The sequence below is a fragment of the Pantoea sp. AS-PWVM4 genome (assembly GCF_000468095.1).
Classification (GTDB): Bacteria; Pseudomonadota; Gammaproteobacteria; order Enterobacterales; family Enterobacteriaceae; genus Pantoea; species Pantoea phytobeneficialis.
This window is the reverse complement of record NZ_ASZC01000026.1, coordinates 1-16,662: the sequence shown is the minus strand read 5'-3', so window position 1 is coordinate 16,662 and position 16,662 is coordinate 1. Positions and strand designations below refer to the sequence as shown.

Sequence of the window (16,662 nt, the reverse complement as noted above, 5' to 3'; positions counted from 1 at the left end):
TTCGTCCTGTAACTTTCGTTTCATCACAAGCTAGCATAAATCGATCCACAATGGTGTCCGACCAAAACTGGAACAGCTCTTGCTATAACTTTGCCATGTACCCAAAAATGAGTTCACTATGATACAGAGCAATATGGCCCCGTTAGGTATGGCCGTAACCCCGCATCATCTCGCCAGTGAAAGTGCCTTAGCCGTGCTGCGCGAAGGTGGCAACGCCATCGAAGCTATGGTGGCGGCTGCCGCCACTGTCGCCGTGGTTTACCCGCATATGAATGGTTTAGGTGGCGATGGCTTCTGGCTGATCGTGCCTCCCGGTGGTGATCCGATCGCCATTGACGCCAGCGGTGCTGCCGGTTCACTGGCGCACTTTGATTTCTACCACGGCGCAACAAAAATTCCACACCGTGGCCCCAAAGCGGCCCTGACCGTGGCCGGTACCGTCAGCGGCTGGCAGGAGGCGCTGGCCTTCTCTGCTGAGTTGGGCAGCCCGGCACTGCCGCTGGCACGTCTGCTGCGCGATGCCATCCGCTACGCGGCCGACGGTATTCCCGTCACCGCTTCACAGGCAGCAGCGACAGCAGCGAAACGTGATGAATTACAGGATCAGCCCGGTTTTGCCGCCAACTTTTTACCCGATGGCGAAGTACCTGCCGCAGGCAGCCGCTTTACCCAACCGGCGCTGGCGAATACGCTGAGTTTGTTGTGCGAACAGGGGTTAGACAGTTTTTATCGCGGCGAACTGGCGCACCATCTGGCGCGTGAGATGTCCGCGCTGGGTATGCCGATCACGCTGGAAGATTTGCAACGCCAGCAGGCACGCCGCTGCACGCCGTTGCATCTGGCCCACAGCGAAGGCGACATCTGGAACATGACCCCGCCGACCCAGGGACTGGTATCGCTGGCGATTCTCGGCATCACCGATCGCCTCAACATGGCGGAAGCGGATGACGCGCAGACCGTGCACCGCATCGTTGAAGCCACCAAGAAAGCCTTTGGCCTGCGTGACCAACATATTACCGATCCGCGTCATATCGACATTGATGTGCAGAGCCTGCTGGATGCTGATCATCTGGCTGGCCTCGCCGCGCAGATTGATGATGCGACCGCCGCCCCCTGGGGCACCGGCAAAGGCCCCGGTGATACCGTGTGGATGGGGGTGATGGACAGCAGCGGGCTGGCAGTCTCCTTTATCCAGAGCATTTACCACGAATTCGGTAGTGGCGTGGTGCTGCCGGGTACCGGCATCACCTGGCAAAACCGCGGTGCGGCTTTCAGTTTACAGCCGGGCCACCTGTTGGCGCTGGCACCGGGCAAACAGCCCTTCCATACCCTTAACCCGGCGGCGGCACGGCTGAAAGATGGCCGCACTATGGTTTACGGTTCAATGGGTGGCGATGGTCAGCCACAGACCCAGGCGGCGATCTTTACCCGTCATGTGATTCAGGGGCTGCCGTTGCAACAGGCGGTGAGCGCACCACGCTGGCTGCTGGGCCGCACCTGGGGACAATCCTCTGACTCCCTCAAGCTGGAAGCGCGTTTCGCGCCGGAAACGGTGCAGCAATTACGCGAGCTGGGTCATGAAGTGGAGCTGTTGCCCGATTTTAGTGAGGTGGTGGGTCACGCAGGTGCCATCATCCGTCATAACAACGGCATGTTTGAAGGCGCATTTGACCCTCGCAGCAATGGCAGCGCCGCAGGTTTCTAAGGAGAAAAGATGACGACACAACCGGACTGGGCCGCCTATATCGCCCAGATGGAACAGATTCTGGCGCTGGAGCTGGATGAGGCGCGCCGCGCCGAGCTTTTAACCCAATTCAACCGTATTGCCGCGATGGCTGAACCCTTGATGGCCTTTCCACTCGACGATCGCATGGAAGTGGCGGGAGTGTATAAGCTATGAAACTTTCCACCCTCTCGATAAGCGCGCTGCAACAGGCACTGAGCAACGGTGAGATTAGCGCACGCGCCATTGCCGAGCAGACGTTGACCGCGATTGAACAACATAACCCGGCGTTGAATGCCTGGACCGAAGTCACCGGTCAGCGCATGTTGAAAGAAGCGGATCAGCTGGATACGCAGCGCCAGCGCGGCGAAACGCTCCCCCCGCTGGCGGGAATTCCCTATGCGGTGAAGAACCTGTTTGATGTCGCCGGGCACAGTACCCTGGCCGGTGCCAGCCTGTTCAGCGAACGTCCGGCGGCACGCGACGATGCCTGGGCGGTGAGCAAACTGCGCCAGTCGGGCGCGCTGCTCTCCGGCATGTTGAATATGGATGCTTACGCATACGGCTTCACCACCGAAAACACCCATTACGGACCCACGCACAACCCGCGCGATCTCAGCCGGGTGGCGGGCGGCTCCTCGGGCGGTTCCGCCGCTGCGGTCGCTGCCGGATTGGTGCATTTCTCCCTCGGGAGCGATACCAACGGTTCGATTCGCGTACCGGCCTCGCTGTGCGGCATTTATGGTCTGAAACCGACTTTTGGTCGCTTGTCGCGTAGCGGCAGCCATCCGTTTGTTGCCAGCCTTGACCATATCGGTCCGTTTGCCCGCTCAGTAGAAGACCTCAGCCTGGTGTACGACACCTTACAGGGTGCGGATGCCAGCGATGCGTTTCAGGCAGCCCAACCGGTGACGGCAGCCAGCCCAACCCTGACTCAAGGACTTGAAGGGCTGCGTTGTGGTGTGCTGGGCGGTTTCTTCTCCACCTGGTGTGATGATGACGCGCGAGCCGCGCTGGCTATTGCTGCCAAAGCGCTGGCGGCCAGCGATGAAGTGACAATGGCGAATGCCGAGATTGCACGCTCAGCCGCTTTTATCCTGACCGCTGCCGAAGGGGGGAATCACTATCTGCCGAAACTGCGTGAGATGCCGGAACGTTTCGAACCGAACTCGCGTGAACGCCTGTTAGCGGGTGCGATACTGCCCTCCGCCTGGTATGTGCAGGCACAGCGCTTCCGTCGCCATTTCCAGCAGCAGGTACTGCCGCTGTTTGAACATTTTGACGTGCTGATCGCCCCGGCGACGCCATGCAGCGCGACCACCATCGGTCAGGAAACCATTCGTATTAATGGGCAGGATCTGCCCACCCGTGCCAGCATGGGGATGCTGACCCAGCCGATCTCCTTCCTCGGCCTGCCGGTCTGTACCGTGCCGCTACCTACCGCCAGCGGCTTGCCGATTGGTTTGCAGTTGATCGCAGCACCGTTTAAAGAACACCTGGCATTGCGCGCCGCCTGGGCGCTGCAACAACAAGGGCTGACGCTGCCGCAAACTACCCTGATGGACGCATAACCATGACCCCAGAGAATATCGATCGTCCGGCGATTGTCGCCGAAGTCACCGCCGCGTTTTACCGCTACGAGCAGGCGCTGGTCAGCAATGACGTAGCAGTGCTGGATGAACTTTTCTGGCACGACAACCGCACCGTGCGTCTCGGCGCCGGTGAGAATCTGTATGGTATTGAGGAGATCCGGGCGTTTCGTGCGGCTCGTCCCTCTGCCGGATTGGATCGCGACTTGCGTCATACGGTGATCACCACCTTTGGTGATGATTATGCGGTGTGCAGCACCGAGTTCACCCGTGCCGGGACGGAGAAGATTGGCCGTCAGCAGCAAACCTGGGTCCGACTGCCGTGCGGCTGGCGTATTGTTGCCGCGCAGGTGAGTTTGATGGTTTAAAGGCATCCACAACCGTAACGGCGCGATTTATCGCGTATTCCCGTGCGCAATGCGGGAAAAATCCGCGCGATAAATCGCGCCGCTACGGGGGGTTAAGCTGGATGAGTCTCCATCCAGTGGTCGGCAATCTGCTGGCGCGTACACACCCATACCTGGTCGTGTTGTTGGATATGGTCCAGGAAACGCTGCAACGCACGGAATTTGCCAGGACGGCCCAACAGACGGCAATGCATGCCGATCGACATCATCTTCGGTGCAGTTTCCCCTTCTTCGTACAACACATCAAAGGTATCGCGCAGGTAGGTGTAGAACTGCTCGGCGGTGTTGAAACCCTGCGGTGAGGCAAAGCGCATATCGTTACATTCCAGCGTATAAGGAATGATCAGATGCGGTTTTACCGTGCCATCCTGGCAGGTCACCTGCGTCCAAAACGGCAAGTCATCGCCGTAGTAATCGCTGTCGTAGCTAAAGCCGCCCTGCTCCACCACCAGGCGGCGTGTGTTCGGGCTGTCGCGCCCGGTGTACCAACCCGTCGGTGCTTTGCCAAACAGATCTTTCAGCACATCGACCGCCTGCTGCATATGCTGGCGCTCAGTCTTCGCATCCATCCCCTGATAGTGGATCCAGCGCCAGCCGTGGCTGACCACGTCATAGTCGGCGGCTTTGATCGCAGCAACGATTTCCGGATGGCGTGCCAGCGCCATCGCCACGCCAAAAATGGTCAGTGGCAAACCGCGCTTTTGAAATTCGTGGTGAATGCGCCAGAAACCCGCGCGGGAGCCGTACTCGTAGAGCGAGTCCATCGACATGTGACGATCGGCATAGCTGGCAGCGCCGATGATGTCGGACAGAAACTGCTCAGAACCGGCGTCGCCGTGCAACACGTTATTTTCGGCACCCTCTTCGTAATTGAGGACAAATTGCACCGCCACGCGAGCTTTCCCCGGCCACTGGGCATGCGGTGGCTGACCAGCGTAACCAATCAGGTCACGCGGATAGTTTTTGTTGAAGCTGTACTCTTTCTTTTCAGATACATCACTCATTCTGTAAGTTCCTGTGTAAACCTCAACCAGTGCTTAGTTTAGGTGCTGGAAGGCACCCGTGAGCGGTTTTTCTAGCGGGTAATCGAGATCGCCATGTTTGCTGGTGCCAAAGCCCAGCGCCACCAGCGACTCCACCATTTTGACCGCCGCACCGACACCGTCGATCACCGGTAAACCGAGTTCGCGGGTCAGATCCTGGGCCAGCGTCGCCATGCCGCCACATCCCAACACAATCGCCCCGCTACCATCTTCCCGTTTCGCCTGGAGACAACGCTGACGCACCTTTTCCTGCGCCACACCGCTACCATCTTCCAGTGCCAGCACCGGCAAATCGATGGCATGCAGGGCGGCACAATGATGGGTAAAACCATATTGCTGCAACAGATGGCGCGCAATGACCAGGGTCCGTGGCAGCGTGGTCACGATGGAAAAACGCGTCGCCAGCAGCGTTGCGGTATGCATCGCGGCTTCGGCGATACCCACCACCGGGCCGGTCGCCAACTCGCGCGCAGCCAGTAAACCGGGATCGCCAAAACAGGCGATCACATGACCACTGACACCCTGCGCTTTGCCCAGCTTCACCTGCTCCAGCACCCCAAGGGCGGCGATTGCCTCATCAAAGTGGCCCTCAATGGATGGCACTCCCTGGCTCGGGCACACTGCGATAATTTCGGTGCCCGGTGCCGCCACAGCTCGCGCGGCCTGGCCGATGGTTTCCGTCATCGCCAGGCTGGTGTTGGGGTTAATAACCTGAATCAGGCTCATCAGGTGACTCCTTTACCGGCGAACAGCCGGGCAAAATCGGGGAGGGTTTCACCGCTGCGCTCAAAGTGCAGGCTGGCAACAATATGTTCGAAGTGATGGTGAAGCGCAGCCGTCAGACCGGCCAGATCTTTCTGCCGCAGCAGATCCACCAGCCGATCGTGATGATCACAACGGCAACCGCGCTGCCAGGGGGCACCGTACGCCGCAATGACCAGCGAGGAGCGCTGCGTCAGGTGCGTCACCATTTCGGTCAGTACCTGGTTACCTGAAATCGCCTGAAGCTGAATATGAAACGCGGCCGACAACCGAATCGCCGCTGCACCATCGTGTTGTTCATGCGCCTGCTGTTCTGCGGCGATCAAATCCGCCAGCGCCGCCAGATGCGGTGGCTGTACATGGGCCAGTACCGCCGACAGGTTGGCGCATTCCAGCAAACTACGTGTGGCGAAGATATCCCGTGCCTCCTCCACGCCAGGTGTCGCCACCTGTGCACCACGCCTGGGCGATAAGGTAATCATTTGCACCGCAGCGAGGCGTTGCAGCACCTTGCGGATACCGGTACGGCTGACGCCAAACACTTCAGACAGCGCCTCTTCGGGCAATTTGCTGCCGGGGGGCAACTGGTGTTCAACAATCGCGCTTAACAGCGCCTGGTAGATGGGTTCGTCTCTATCATTCAGATCTGCGGCCGTTCGCTGGCCTGTTTCACTCTTCATTTCCCGCTCCGGTAAATGTCTGTGCACAGCACATCGTATACGCGAAAAACAATTTTTGTATACAAGAAATCAATTCTGGCCTGGATCCTGCAATACCGTTTCACGCTGTGATTATTATTCATTATTAAAGAGAGGAGCAGGTTTCATGCCAAATCATTCTGAAGTGACCTCTGCGGTGGCCTCTGAAGCCAACGCCCACTATAGCCCACGGCTTTGCAATGAGGATCTGGCACCCACACGGGACCAGAACTGGTCGTGGTACAACATTTTCTCTTTCTGGATGTCGGACGTGCACAGCATGGGCGGCTATGTGGTGGCAGCCAGTTTCTTCACGCTCGGGCTGGCAAGCTGGCAGGTGCTGCTGTGTCTGCTGGTGGGGATTTGTATTGTGCAGCTGTGCGCCAACCTGGTGGCGAAGCCAAGCCAGATGGCGGGCGTGCCTTATGCGGTGATTTCGCGTCAGGCGTTTGGTGTGTTCGGTGCCAATATCCCGGCGATAATCCGTGGCCTGATCGCCTTTGCCTGGTATGGAATTCAGACTTACCTTGCAGCTAACGCGCTGATGCTGGTGCTGCTGAAGTTCTTCCCGTCACTGTCCAGCATGACGCATAGCAGCTGGCTGGGCTTATCGCAACTGGGCTGGTGCTGCTTCGGCCTGATGTGGTTCTTGCAGGCGCTGGTATTCTGGCACGGAATGAACGCTATCAAACGTTTCATCGATGTGGCGGGTCCCGCGGTGTACGTGGTCATGGTGGCGCTGGCAGGATGGATTGTATACAAGACCGGTTTTGACGGTATCTCTTTTACCCTGGCCAGCAAGCAGTTAAGTGCCGGCGAACAAACCTGGCAGATGATCACCGCGACGGCGCTGGTGGTGTCCTACTTCTCCGGCCCGCTGCTTAACTTTGGTGACTTTTCTCGCTACGGCAAAAATATGGGTGAGATTCGCCGTGGCAACCGCTGGGGTCTGCCGTTCAACTTCCTGCTGTTCTCGATTGTGACGGTGGTGATTGTCTCTGGCTCCAATTCACTGTTCGGACGCATGATTACCGACCCTATCGAAACCGTCAGTATGGTGGGTAACGATTTGGCGGTGGCGCTTGGTCTGTTAACGATGATCACCGCGACTATTGGTATCAATATCGTGGCAAACTTCGTGTCACCCGCCTTCGACTTTTCCAACTGCTCACCGCAGAAAATCAGCTTCCGTACCGGTGGCATGATCGCTGCCGTCGGCTCTGTCTTGCTGACCCCGTGGAACCTGTTCCAGTCACCTGAATTGATTCACTACACGCTGGATGTTCTGGGTTCCTTTATCGGACCGCTGTTTGGCATTCTGATCGCCGATTTCTATCTGATCAAACGCAGCAAAGTGTATGTCGATGATCTGTTTGATGATACGCCGAAAGGCCGCTACTGGTATCAGGGTGGCTTTAACCCGAAAGCCATTGCCGCGCTGCTGCCTTCGGTGGGAATTTGCCTGATTATCAGCTTTATTCCGTCACTGCATGAGGTTGCCAACTTTAGCTGGTTTATCGGAGTAGCGCTCGGCATGGGCTGCTATCGCTGGCTGGCGCGTGCTGAACGTGAAGTACCGGCGGCCACGTATCGTGGCAAGGTGGCGGTGCAGAAGGATTAAACCGAACGGCGCGATTATCGCGCCGTTTGATTGTCGAATCCGAAAAAGCAAAAAGCCGATTCATTACTGAATCGGCTTCTTTAAATAGATTGGCGGTGCGGACGGGACTCGAACCCGCGACCCCCGGCGTGACAGGCCGGTATTCTAACCGACTGAACTACCGCACCGCGCTGTGTTCCCCGTCGGGAACGAGGCGCATATTAATGGCACGGCGATCTGCCGTCAACGCTTTTTCTGTGGGTTTGTTTCGTTTGCTGTTTTTTTCAGCTTAACGTTGCTTTTCCACGCAAAATCAGCCATTTCAGGCACGCCACAGGCAGCTACCGCCCTTCTTCATCACCAGGTCTAAACGGCTTTCATGTGCCAGGCACTCTTCATCGCTGGCGCTGACGACGCGCAGACCCGACGCCGGGCGAACAATGCGCTGAATATTTTCGCCATCCACCTGGCTGCTCTGCTCGCTCTCGTGGGAAAAAGCCAACGATGTCTGGCCACCCGTCATGGTCAGGAACACCTCGGCGAGAATTTCGGCATCGAGTAATGCGCCGTGCAGCGTTCGTTTGCTGTTATCAATTTCCAGACGGCTACAGAGCGCATCAAGGCTGTTACGCTTGCCGGGGAACATCTTGCGCGCCATCGCCAGGCTGTCAGTAATTTGGCAGAACGTCTCGGTTTTGCCGATGTCGCGCTGCAACATGGCAAACTCGTAATCCATAAAGCCGATATCGAACGATGCGTTATGGATCACCAACTCCGCACCGCGGATATACTCAAGAAACTCCGCGGCAATGTCGCTAAAGCTCGGCTTATCCGCCAGAAATTCATCGGCAATACCATGAACGCCAAAGGCTTCCGGGTCCACCAGACGATCTGGCTTGAGGTAAATGTGAAAGTTATTACCGGTCAGGCGGCGGTTGATCACCTCAACCGCACCGATTTCAATGATGCGATGTCCTTCATAGTGCACACCGATCATGTTCATGCCGGTGGTTTCGGTATCGAGGACGATCTGGCGGTTATTTGCAGTGCTCATAGGACTCGTTTATGTCAGACTTGGTGTTTTATAAGTCAAGGAAGTCTACCAGAGATGCGTAAACAGGTAGAAATATTCACCGATGGCTCCTGTCTCGGTAATCCCGGCCCCGGTGGCTATGGTGCCATTCTGCGTTATCGCCAGCATGAGAAAACCTTCAGTGCCGGTTACCGCCTCACCACCAATAATCGTATGGAACTGATGGCGGCGATTGTCGCGCTGGAAGCGCTGACGCAGCCGTGTGAAGTGGTGATCAGCACCGACAGCCAATATGTACGCCAGGGGATTACCAGCTGGATTCATAACTGGAAGAAACGCGGCTGGAAAACCGCTGAGAAAAAACCGGTGAAGAATGTTGATCTGTGGCAACGGCTCGATCTGGCGCTGAGCTCGCATCAGATCTCGTGGGAATGGGTGAAGGGCCATGCCGGTCACCCGGAAAACGAACGCTGTGACGAGCTGGCGCGTAGCGCTGCCAGCCAGCCGACCCAGAATGATGTCGGTTATCAGCCGGAATCCTGATCCTTCATGTTGCGGAACTGGCGCGTCGCGTTAACCGTCTGCCGCAATTGCGTTTTACTCAGGCTTTTTTTCACTTTGGTGGGCGTTAACGGGAAGGTTCGTTTACGCGCCACCACCACATTCAGACAGCCTAATGCCGGCAGATGCGCGCTGATCACTTTACCGCCCTGCCGGTGCCACGGCACCACCTGGAAGCGAGTACGATAAACCACTTCATAGTTCAGCAGATGCAACCAGTCCAGCAGACGCATCTGGCTAAACATCCGACCGCTCCACGGGGCTCGGCTATGCAGACCCGGAATGCCTTTGCTGATACCCAGCAGGCTAAACGGATTAAAGCCGCTGATAATCATCCAGCCATCGTCAATCAGCACCCGATCAACCTCACGCAGCACGCGATGCGGATCCTGGCTCCAGGATAAGGTGTGAGCTAACAGGCAGGCATCAATCGATTTGGATTCGAACGGCAGTTGGGTCGCGCGGGCAATCACCTGCAACTCATCACCCTGCTCCCCCACATTCACCTGATGCGAAATGGGGCAGTGGCTGGTGTTGATTTCTGCGCTCAGATTGCCAATTTTAAGCATATGAAAGCCATACAGCTTCCCGAGGTAAGGTTGCAGTTGCTGCGTTAAGGCGTCGCGAAAATAATCGCCCCAGGGCATGTCGCGCCAGGAGCGTGGCGCAGTCAGGATTTGGCGTGTTTTAGCCGGCTTCATGCTTTACCATCTTCCTTTTTCTACGGCCTGAGAGGTGTTTATGAATCTTACCAGTATTCCCGCGTTGCAGGATAACTACATCTGGACACTGACCGATGAACACAATCATTGCCTGATTGTCGATCCCGGCGAAGCACAGCCCGTGCTGGATAAAATCCGTGTTCATCGCTGGCAGCCGGTGGCAATTTTACTGACACATCATCATCACGATCATGTCGGTGGTGTCGCTGAACTGTTGCAGCAGTTTCCTGAACTGGAGATTTTCGGTCCACAAGAAACTGCGGATAAAGGTGCAACGCGCATTGTTGGCGATGGGGATGAATTTACCCTGTTGGGGATAAATTTCCGTGTCATCGCTACCCCCGGCCACACTTTAGGACATATCTCATATTACAGCTCGCCTTATCTTTTCTGTGGTGACACGATGTTTTCCGGTGGTTGCGGCCGATTATTTGAAGGCACCGCACAACAAATGTTTGAGTCATTTCAAAAACTTAACCAGCTACCTGCCGACACTCTGATTTGCTGTGCACATGAGTACACTTTATCCAATATGAAGTTTGCTGCGGCTATTCTGCCCCATGACCCGAAAATTTTAGCAAGGTTCCAGCAAATTAAGGACTTACGAGCAGAAAATCGCATTACTTTGCCAACAAATTTGGCTTTAGAGCGTGAAATAAATTTATTTCTTCGCACGCAAGATGCTGATTTACAAAAGGCTTTGGGCGGTAATTTTACAACTGCGCCACTATGGCAAACTTTTGCAGATCTACGCGAGAAGAAAGATCGTTTTTGATATTTGTGGTTGTGTTGTGTCAGACCGTCAAGTATGATTGCTCGTCTTTTAAGCGACTATTGACACACACATGAAGGCAAAAGCGATATTAATCGCCTCTGTCTTGCTGGTGGGAGGTTGTCAGGCATCAAGGAATGACGCCACTATCCCGCAACAGCATGCTCAGAGCCTGTCTTCAGCTGGTCAAGGTGAAAATGGAAAGTACGGAGATCGCTTGTTGTCGCCGCGCTGGCAAGATGATGGAACAAGCCTCGCAGAAGACACTGATCTCTGGAATCACATTAGTGACGAGTTGAAGATGGGGATTCCGGATAACTCCCGGATCCGCGAACAAAAAACAAAGTACTTAAAAAATAAGAGCTATCTCCACGATGTAACATTACGGGCAGAGCCGTACATGTACTGGATAGTCGAGCAGATACAGAAACGTAAGATGCCGATGGAACTGGTACTGCTACCCATAGTGGAGAGCGCTTTTGACCCACATGCAACATCTTCTGCGAATGCCGCAGGCATTTGGCAGATTGTTGCAACAACGGGCAAAAACTATGGTTTGAAACAGAACCAATGGTATGACGGTCGCCGGGATGTGGTGGCGTCTACCAAGGTTGCGCTGGATATGATGCAGCGTCTCAACACCATGTTTGACGGTGACTGGTTACTGACCGTTGCCGCTTATAACAGTGGTGAAGGACGTGTGTTGAAAGCGATAAAACAGAATAAGGCGCGCGGTAAGCCGACCGATTTCTGGAATTTGTCGCTGCCCCGCGAAACCGCGGTTTATGTTCCTAAAATGTTGGCCTTGAGCGATATTCTCAAGAACAACAAGCGCTACGGCATCAAATTGCCGACCCCGAACGAGAGCCGAGCACTGGCTCGTGTTGAAGTGGGTCAACAAATTGAGCTGACGCAAGCCGCAGATATGGCTGGCATGTCGTTGAGTAAGCTGAAAAGCTTCAATGCTGGCTATAAACACGGCAGCACAGCGCCGAATGGACCGCACTACATTATGGTGCCTAAGTCCAACGTTGCTCAGCTGCGCAATTCACTGGCATCCGGTGATATTGCCGCCGTGCAGCCTTCTCAACTGGCAAAAGCCAGTGATGTGGGAAGCAGCTACACGGTTCGCAAAGGCGACACCTTGTCTGGCATTGCCAGCAAGCTCGGCGTGAGCATTAATACACTGAAACAGCAGAATAACCTGCGCGGTGCCTCAGTTCGCATCGGTCAGAAACTGACCATCGGCGATAAAGGTTCGCAGCTGGCCGATAACGGCAACAGCATCACCTATCGTGTTCGTAAGGGTGATTCTCTTGCCAGTATCGCGCGACGTCATGGAGTGAACATTCAGGACGTTATGCGCTGGAACAGTGTATTAAGTGATGCGAAGAGCATTCAGCCGGGTGATAACCTCACGCTGTTTGTTCATAATAGCGCAACGCCAGACACCTAATGGCGCGAAAAGGCTGACAAATGTCAGCCTTTTTCTTTTTATGCGGGTGAGAAAAATCTGCTGTATGTGGCAGTTTAGCGCGAAGTGGTTCTGGTGGAGTTAAATTCAACCAGCAACGGGTTATGGTCAGAAGCACGCGTCACCAATACCGAGGCTTCACTGACCTTCATATCACGGTAGAAGACAAAATCCAGCGGTCGACCAAAAGCTTTGCGCCGATGGTCATCGGTAAACGTCACTTCATGTAAAGCCATGTCCTGAGCGAAGCGAAACAACGCCTTCATCCTCTGACGACTCCAGGCATTAAAATCCCCGGCCATAATCACCGGCCCTCGATGGTACTGGATTTGCTCCCCAATCGGCCCCAGCTGTTTGCTGTAGACATCGATACCCAGGCTGAAATTGACGGCATGGATGTTCACCACCATCAACATTTCTCCATTGGGCAACGGATAAGCGGTCACCAGCGCGGATTTTGCCAGCCGTAATAACGGCTCACGCTCACGCAATGGGCAGCAGTACACCGGATGAGCCGACGCCAACGTCATCACCCCAGAGGGATGCTGTGGCAGCACAAAAGCAGGTACCTGGTCAGCAGCCAGATAGTTACTGGTGGCGAACTTCACCAATTCAGGGGTGGTTTGCGCTTCCTGTAGCAACACCAGATGAGCATCTTTGCCAAAGCCTTGCAGCACTGACATCCAGTCTGCACGTTGCTGTTTAAAGATGTTCCACACCAATACCCGTAATGTCGGGTCGGCTGTGAGTGGTGCGCCGGGCGGTAACGCTTGCCCAACATGTAGCATCGCCCCTGGCGGAAAGATCCGCTCAGCAGGCTGTCCTGCTACATAACGCATTGCATAGGTTTTTTTCCGCACTTTCCCGCCTGGCTAGTTACAAACATACTTCACCTGACTGTTATAGGGATTTTAGCGCGGGGTTTCAATTGGTGTTCTTGATTGTCGGAATGGCCTTAACGGCATTTAAGTGCATCAGCCCACCTGAGCGTGGGCTGAAAAGCGAATTATTCGACGGCCATCACCGCGCGCGGCCTGTCCAGCGCACCGCTCAGACGCACCAGTAACAAAGCGATAAAGACGATGACTGCACCGACCCAGGGAGTTTGTGCTAACCCATATTGCTGCACGATATGGCCACCCACAGAAGAACCCAGCGCAATGCCAATATTAAAAGCGGCAATATTTAAACCCGAGGCGACATCCACCGCACCAGGGGCGTAATGTTCTGCCTTCTGCACTACATAAACCTGCAACCCCGGCACGTTGGCGAAAGCAAAGATACCCATCACCACTACGGTCACTAATGCCAGATAGTGCATACTCGCCGTCACCTGAAAGACGCCCAACAGTACCGTCAGTGCGGCGAAAATGAGGGTCAAAGCCGGTACCGCGCCATGACGATCCGCCAACTTACCGCCCCAGATATTGCCAATTGCCACCGCGATGCCATAGCCCAGTAAGATAACGCTCACAGCCGAAGGTGAGAAACCCGCCAGTGACTGCATCATCGGTGCCAGAAAAGTAAAAGCAGTGAACACCCCACCGTACCCGAGGGCCGTGATGGCATAGATCAACAACAAACGTGGATTGGTTAACACACGGGCCTGTTGTCGCAACGAAGTAACGGGCGGCTGAGCGATGTGGCGTGGAACCAGCAGCATACTGGCGACCAGGGCAATAACCCCCAACATCGATACCGCCAGGAAGCTCTCACGCCAGCCAAAATGCTGCCCGATCAGCGTTCCCAGTGGCACCCCCGTTACCAGGGCAACTGTCAAACCGCCAAACATAATCGCGATAGCACTGGCCGCTTTCTCTTTACTCACCAAACTGGTCGCAATGGTTGACCCTACCGAGAAAAACACACCATGTGCCAGACCGGTGAGCAGTCGCGCAATCACCAATGTTTCGTAGTTCGGTGCCTGCCAGGCTACCAGATTGCCAAGGGTGAAAAGCGCCATTAACCCCATCAGCAAATGTTTACGCGGTAATTTCCCGGTCAACGCCGTCAGCACCGGAGCACCGATGGCCACCCCAAGGGCGTAGATAGATACCAGCATCCCGGCTGAAGGCAGGGTAATCGCCAGTTGTTGCGCGATGGTCGGGATCAGCCCGACGATGACAAATTCAGTGGTTCCGATAGCAAAGGCACTGATGGTCAGCGCCCAGAGTGCAAGTGGCATGATTGACTCCCAATTGGTTTTGATGGGCGTCAGTATCCGCTTATGGTTTAATAACAAAAAGGTGCAAAGTAACAATAGACTTTTGCTTGTGGAGAGATAATGAAGGCATCATCAGACGAGCTGAAAGTGTTTATTGCGGTAGTGGAAAGCGGGAGCTTTAGCCGTGCTGCTGAACAATTACATATGGCCAACTCGGCGGTCAGCCGGACGGTGAAAAAGCTGGAGACTAAGTTGGGTGTGGCGTTATTGACACGTACCACTCGCCAGCTCGCCCTCACGCATGAAGGTGAACACTACTTTCGTCGCATACAAAAATTGATGCAGGAGATGTCAACAGCGGAGAGCGAGTTGATAGACAGACAGCAAGCTCCGCGTGGCGTGCTTCGCATTGATGCCGCAACGCCGGTGATCCTCCATTTGTTGTTGCCGATGGTTAAACCGTTTCGCGCACGCTATCCCGATGTCACTCTCTCGCTGATTTCCTCGGAGAGCTTTATCAATCTTATCGAGCGTAAAGTTGATGTGGCTATTCGCGCCGGAACCCTGACCGACTCCACCCTGCGCGCTCGTTTATTATTTATCAGCTATCGCAAACTGGTCGCCACACCTGCGTACCTGGCGAAGTATGGCACTCCACGCTCGGTGGCTGATTTAGCGCACCATGAATGTCTCGGTTTCGTTGAGCCTTTACGGTTGAATCGCTGGCCTGTGGCGCAGGAAAATGGCGAACTTTATGATATTAATCCGGGAATGTCTTCGAACAGCGGGGAAACGATCAAACAACTTTGCCTGAACGACAATGGTATTGCCTGCCTTTCTGACTATATGGTTGATCAAGAAATTGCCGATGGGACCTTTGTAGAGTTGCTGGCGGATCAGCGTTTGCCGGTAGAAATGCCGTTTAACGCAGTTTATTACAGTGATCTTGGTGTCAGTCAGCGAGTACGTGCATTTATTGATTTTCTCAGCGATTGGGTGCAGAACCAGCCCTGGCGAAGCCAGGACTGATTTTTTTGCTTAATCCCAGGCCGGAGCCAAACCATCCGGACTAACCAGACGATGCCCACGATCCAGGGCGTGGATCTTATCCATATCATCAGAATCCAGCTGTAAATCCTGAGCTTGCAGATTTCCAGCAAGGTTGTCGCGTTTGGTTGATGACGGAATGACGGCATAACCCAACTGCATTGCCCATGCCAGCACTACCTGCGCTGGGGTTGCCTGGTGCTTCTGTGCAATAGCCTGAATGACTCCATCTTTCAGCGCTTCACCATAGGCCAGCGTCATGTAAGAGGTGATGTGGATCCCCTGTTCCCGGGCAAACTTCACCACCTGCTCGTTCTGCAAATAGGGATGAAGCTCAATCTGGTTGGTAGCAATATTTTCCGCACCGACCGCTTCAATTGCTTCTTTCATCAATGCAATCGGGAAGTTGGAGATACCGATTTGACGAGTCAGGCCCGCTTCTTTGGCGGCCAGCAGTGCCTGCATGCTCTCTTTTACCGAAACGCTGGCTCCCGGCGACGGCCAGTGGATCAGGGTAAGATCTACATAGTCGGTGCGCAGTTTCACCAGGCTCTCTTTGAGGCTGGGGATCAATTTATCAGCAGAGAGATTTTCCACCCAGATCTTGGTGGTCACGAATAACGCGTCTCGTGCAACGCCACTTTCGGCAATCGCCTGACCTACAGCAGCCTCATTTTCATAGATTTGTGCGGTATCGATTGTTCGATAGCCAAGCTCAAGTGCGGTTTTAACCGAATGAATAACAACATCGTCTTGCAGACGGAAAGTACCTAAACCAAAAGCAGGGATTGTCATGATTTCCTCATCGTTGAATGAAATGTTTTCGATGGGAGCATTTTGACAGCTTCTTTATTGCTGAAAAATCCGCTTATAAGCAGAGGAATTTTGCGTTTCAGTCAATAATACGCTAAAGAAATACAGAAATGAAAAAGCCCTGACTTTTCAGTCAGGGCTAATCAAGAGAGTGGCGGTGCGGACGGGACTCGAACCCGCGACCCCCGGCGTGACAGGCCGGTATTCTAACCGACTGAACTACCGCACCACCGAATACTGCATTACCAGCGGGG

General features: G+C 54.7%; 17 protein-coding genes and 2 tRNA genes. 9 read left to right on the top strand and 10 right to left on the bottom strand.

Annotated elements, in window-relative coordinates; translation table 11 throughout:
* Positions 1–118: 118 nt before the first annotated feature.
* The 4 genes from L579_RS20895 to hpxZ are packed head-to-tail and all read left to right on the top strand — an operon-like array spanning position 119 to position 3,680.
* A complete protein-coding gene (locus L579_RS20895; RefSeq protein ID WP_021186141.1) occupies positions 119–1,705 on the top strand; it encodes a gamma-glutamyltransferase family protein in 1,587 nt (528 codons plus the stop codon).
* A gap of 9 nt (positions 1,706–1,714) precedes the next feature.
* On the top strand, positions 1,715–1,900 hold the full coding sequence (hpxX, locus tag L579_RS20890; protein WP_021186140.1) for an oxalurate catabolism protein HpxX: 186 nt from the start codon (positions 1,715–1,717) through the stop codon (positions 1,898–1,900).
* Positions 1,897–3,294, top strand: coding sequence for an AtzE family amidohydrolase (locus tag L579_RS20885; protein WP_021186139.1), 1,398 nt, complete (start codon positions 1,897–1,899; stop codon positions 3,292–3,294). Before hpxX ends, L579_RS20885 begins: the two co-directional genes overlap by 4 nt.
* A 2-nt stretch (positions 3,295–3,296) precedes the next feature.
* The gene (gene hpxZ, locus L579_RS20880) at positions 3,297–3,680 is read left to right on the top strand and encodes an oxalurate catabolism protein HpxZ (protein WP_021186138.1); all 384 of its coding nucleotides are present in this window, start codon (positions 3,297–3,299) and stop codon (positions 3,678–3,680) included.
* Between the two features lie 92 nt (positions 3,681–3,772).
* On the opposite strand, the gene puuE is transcribed toward hpxZ, so the two are convergent.
* Genes puuE through L579_RS20865 form a run of 3 tightly spaced genes read right to left on the bottom strand, consistent with a single transcriptional unit; the run spans position 3,773 to position 6,204 of the window.
* On the bottom strand, positions 3,773–4,723 hold the full coding sequence (puuE, locus tag L579_RS20875; RefSeq protein WP_021186137.1) for an allantoinase PuuE: 951 nt from the start codon (positions 4,721–4,723) through the stop codon (positions 3,773–3,775).
* 33 nt (positions 4,724–4,756) lie between these two features.
* A complete protein-coding gene (hpxA, locus tag L579_RS20870; protein WP_021186136.1) occupies positions 4,757–5,488 on the bottom strand; it encodes an allantoin racemase in 732 nt (243 codons plus the stop codon).
* Positions 5,488–6,204 carry a GntR family transcriptional regulator gene (locus L579_RS20865; RefSeq protein WP_021186135.1) on the bottom strand — a complete coding sequence of 239 codons (717 nt, stop codon included), beginning with the start codon at positions 6,202–6,204 and terminating at the stop codon, positions 5,488–5,490. The genes hpxA and L579_RS20865 overlap by 1 nt, the downstream gene beginning before the upstream one ends.
* A gap of 145 nt (positions 6,205–6,349) precedes the next feature.
* On the opposite strand from L579_RS20865, the gene L579_RS20860 reads away from it, so the two are divergent.
* Positions 6,350–7,843 (top strand): NCS1 family nucleobase:cation symporter-1, encoded by a 1,494-nt coding sequence (locus L579_RS20860; protein WP_021186134.1) that lies wholly within the window; start codon positions 6,350–6,352, stop codon positions 7,841–7,843.
* A 90-nt stretch (positions 7,844–7,933) separates the two neighbouring features.
* Here L579_RS20860 and L579_RS20855 read toward each other — a convergent pair.
* Both L579_RS20855 and dnaQ read right to left on the bottom strand, forming a co-directional pair.
* Positions 7,934–8,010: transfer RNA gene (locus tag L579_RS20855), tRNA-Asp, on the bottom strand.
* Positions 8,011–8,144: 134 nt separating this feature from the next.
* The gene (dnaQ, locus tag L579_RS20850; RefSeq protein WP_021186133.1) at positions 8,145–8,876 is read right to left on the bottom strand and encodes a DNA polymerase III subunit epsilon; all 732 of its coding nucleotides are present in this window, start codon (positions 8,874–8,876) and stop codon (positions 8,145–8,147) included.
* Between the two features lie 54 nt (positions 8,877–8,930).
* Between dnaQ and rnhA the strand changes: the two genes are divergently transcribed.
* A complete protein-coding gene (gene rnhA / locus L579_RS20845; protein ID WP_021186132.1) occupies positions 8,931–9,398 on the top strand; it encodes a ribonuclease HI in 468 nt (155 codons plus the stop codon).
* Here the strand turns inward: rnhA and L579_RS20840 are convergent.
* Positions 9,383–10,117: a class I SAM-dependent methyltransferase gene (locus L579_RS20840; RefSeq protein WP_021186131.1), complete on the bottom strand. Its 735-nt coding sequence runs from the start codon at positions 10,115–10,117 to the stop codon at positions 9,383–9,385. The genes rnhA and L579_RS20840 overlap by 16 nt on opposite strands.
* 40 nt (positions 10,118–10,157) lie before the next feature.
* Here L579_RS20840 and gloB point away from each other — a divergent pair, with 40 nt between their 5' ends.
* Positions 10,158–10,913, top strand: coding sequence for a hydroxyacylglutathione hydrolase (gloB, locus tag L579_RS20835; protein ID WP_021186130.1), 756 nt, complete (start codon positions 10,158–10,160; stop codon positions 10,911–10,913).
* Positions 10,914–10,983: 70 nt separating this feature from the next.
* A complete protein-coding gene (mltD, locus tag L579_RS20830) occupies positions 10,984–12,366 on the top strand; it encodes a murein transglycosylase D (protein WP_036627794.1) in 1,383 nt (460 codons plus the stop codon).
* Between the two features lie 74 nt (positions 12,367–12,440).
* Here the strand turns inward: mltD and L579_RS20825 are convergent, their stop codons facing one another.
* Together L579_RS20825 and L579_RS20820 are read right to left on the bottom strand one after the other, a co-directional pair.
* On the bottom strand, positions 12,441–13,244 hold the full coding sequence (locus L579_RS20825) for an endonuclease/exonuclease/phosphatase family protein (RefSeq protein WP_036627792.1): 804 nt from the start codon (positions 13,242–13,244) through the stop codon (positions 12,441–12,443).
* Between the two features lie 146 nt (positions 13,245–13,390).
* Complete coding sequence (locus L579_RS20820) at positions 13,391–14,569, bottom strand: MFS transporter (RefSeq protein WP_021186127.1); 1,179 nt, start codon at positions 14,567–14,569, stop codon at positions 13,391–13,393.
* Between the two features lie 99 nt (positions 14,570–14,668).
* On the opposite strand from L579_RS20820, the gene yafC reads away from it, so the two are divergent.
* Positions 14,669–15,577 carry a DNA-binding transcriptional regulator YafC gene (gene yafC / locus L579_RS20815; RefSeq protein WP_021186126.1) on the top strand — a complete coding sequence of 303 codons (909 nt, stop codon included), beginning with the start codon at positions 14,669–14,671 and terminating at the stop codon, positions 15,575–15,577.
* A 9-nt stretch (positions 15,578–15,586) separates the two neighbouring features.
* Here yafC and dkgB read toward each other — a convergent pair whose 3' ends face one another.
* Positions 15,587–16,390: a 2,5-didehydrogluconate reductase DkgB gene (gene dkgB / locus L579_RS20810; protein WP_021186125.1), complete on the bottom strand. Its 804-nt coding sequence runs from the start codon at positions 16,388–16,390 to the stop codon at positions 15,587–15,589.
* Positions 16,391–16,560: 170 nt separating this feature from the next.
* Positions 16,561–16,637: transfer RNA gene (locus L579_RS20805), tRNA-Asp, on the bottom strand.
* Positions 16,638–16,662 lie beyond the last annotated feature (25 nt).